At 62.5% G+C, this 1,512-nt stretch carries 2 protein-coding genes; both read right to left on the reverse strand.

The window, feature by feature from the left end:
- A partial coding sequence (locus AC1DVH_RS30955; RefSeq protein WP_477756995.1) for a DUF1993 domain-containing protein occupies positions 1–480 on the reverse strand: 480 nt, incomplete at its 3' end.
- A gap of 77 nt (positions 481–557) precedes the next feature.
- Positions 558–1,433, reverse strand: a complete 876-nt coding sequence (locus tag AC1DVH_RS30960; RefSeq protein WP_477756996.1) for an SDR family oxidoreductase — start codon at positions 1,431–1,433, stop codon at positions 558–560.
- Positions 1,434–1,512: the final 79 nt, after the last annotated feature.

The following is a 1,512-nucleotide window of genomic DNA, read 5'->3' on the forward strand; positions in this document are numbered from 1 at the left end:
CACTTCCACGCCGTTGTGGCGCAGCAGTGCGTAAGTGGTGGTGACGTGGAAGAAGAACTGCGGCAGGCCGTAGGTCAGCAGGTAGGACTGGCCGCTGAAGCGCTTCTCTTTAGGCGTGCCCGGACGGGTCACGATCTCGATGCCTTCCTTGCCGTTGATCTGCGCAGGCGTAATGCTGCCGATGAAGGCCAGAGCCTTGGCGATCAACGCTTGCAGTTCGGCGAAGGTGGTTTCAGTGTCGTCGTACTTCGGCAATTCAACTTCGGCCAGGCGACCGGTAACGCCCTTGCTGAAATCAACGGCGATCTGCACCTGACGCACCAGCGGGAACATGTCCGGGAACAGGCGCGCCTGCAGGAAGGCRTTAGGGTCGATGTTTTTCTCGGTGGCGTGAGCCTCGGCCTTTTTCAGTACATCACTCAGGGCGTTGAGCATTTGCTGGAAAACAGGCACGGAAGCGTCGTACAGGGAAATGGTCATGACAGGTCTCGTGTGGTGACTGGAGGGAAACGTCGGCCGATTATAGCCGCGCGCCGCCCTCCCGAGACCGGTCTTTTTCAGCTGCCGTACACTTTGGCCGCCGGAACGGCCTGAGCCACCAGCTGTGCGACGGCATCGCCCATCTCGCCGACTGCCCAGCGGCCCTCGCGATCCAGTTGCGGACCACGGCGCCAGCCGTCGGCGATCGACAACTTGCCGCCCTCGACTTCAAACATCTGCCCGGTCACCTCGGCGGAAGCCTCGGAACCGAGCCACACCACCAGCGGCGCGACGTTTTCCGGGGAAAAGTAATCGAAGCCCTCTTCAGGCTTTTTCATGGTGTCGGCGAACACTTGCTCGGTCATACCAGTGCGCGCGGCCGGCGCCAGGGCGTTGGCGGTGATCCCGTAGCGGCCCAGTTCAGCGGCCTGTACCAGGGTCAGCGAGGCAATACCGCCCTTGGCCGCCGCGTAGTTGGACTGGCCAATGGAGCCCTGCAAACCGGCGCCGGAACTAGTGTTGATGATCCGCGCATCGACCTTGGCGCCGCCCTTGACCTGCTCACGCCAGTACTTCACGGCGTGGCTGGAAATGCAGAAGTGGCCCTTCAGGTGCACGGCTACCACAGCGTCCCAGTCGGCTTCGCTGAGGCTGGCGAACATGCGGTCGCGGCAGATGCCGGCGTTGTTGACCACCACGTTCAGGTCGCCAAAGGTTTCGATGGCCTGGCGCACGATCAACCCCGCCGAGTCATATCGGGTGATGTCGTCGCTGTTGGCCACGGCGCTGCCGCCCTGGCCGAGGATTTCGCCGACCACGGCCAGCGCCGCTTCGCGGTTGATGTCGTTGACCAGCACTTTCGCGCCTTCAGCGGCGAAGGCCAGCGCGTAGGCCCGGCCCAGGCCACCGCCGGCACCGGTGATGATCACCACACGGTTTACACATATTTTCATGTTCTACATCCTTCAAATTCATCACTGGTCGACACAATCCCCTGTGGGAGCTGGCTTGCCCGCGATGGGATCACCACGG

The sequence above is a fragment of the Pseudomonas sp. P4_C3 genome (genome assembly GCF_056402075.1).

Bases quoted from the DNA above. Each gene is read 5' to 3' on its own strand.
- AC1DVH_RS30960 (WP_477756996.1), bottom strand. From the start codon at position 1,433: ATGAAAATATGTGTAAACCGTGTGGTGATCATCACCGGTGCCGGCGGT.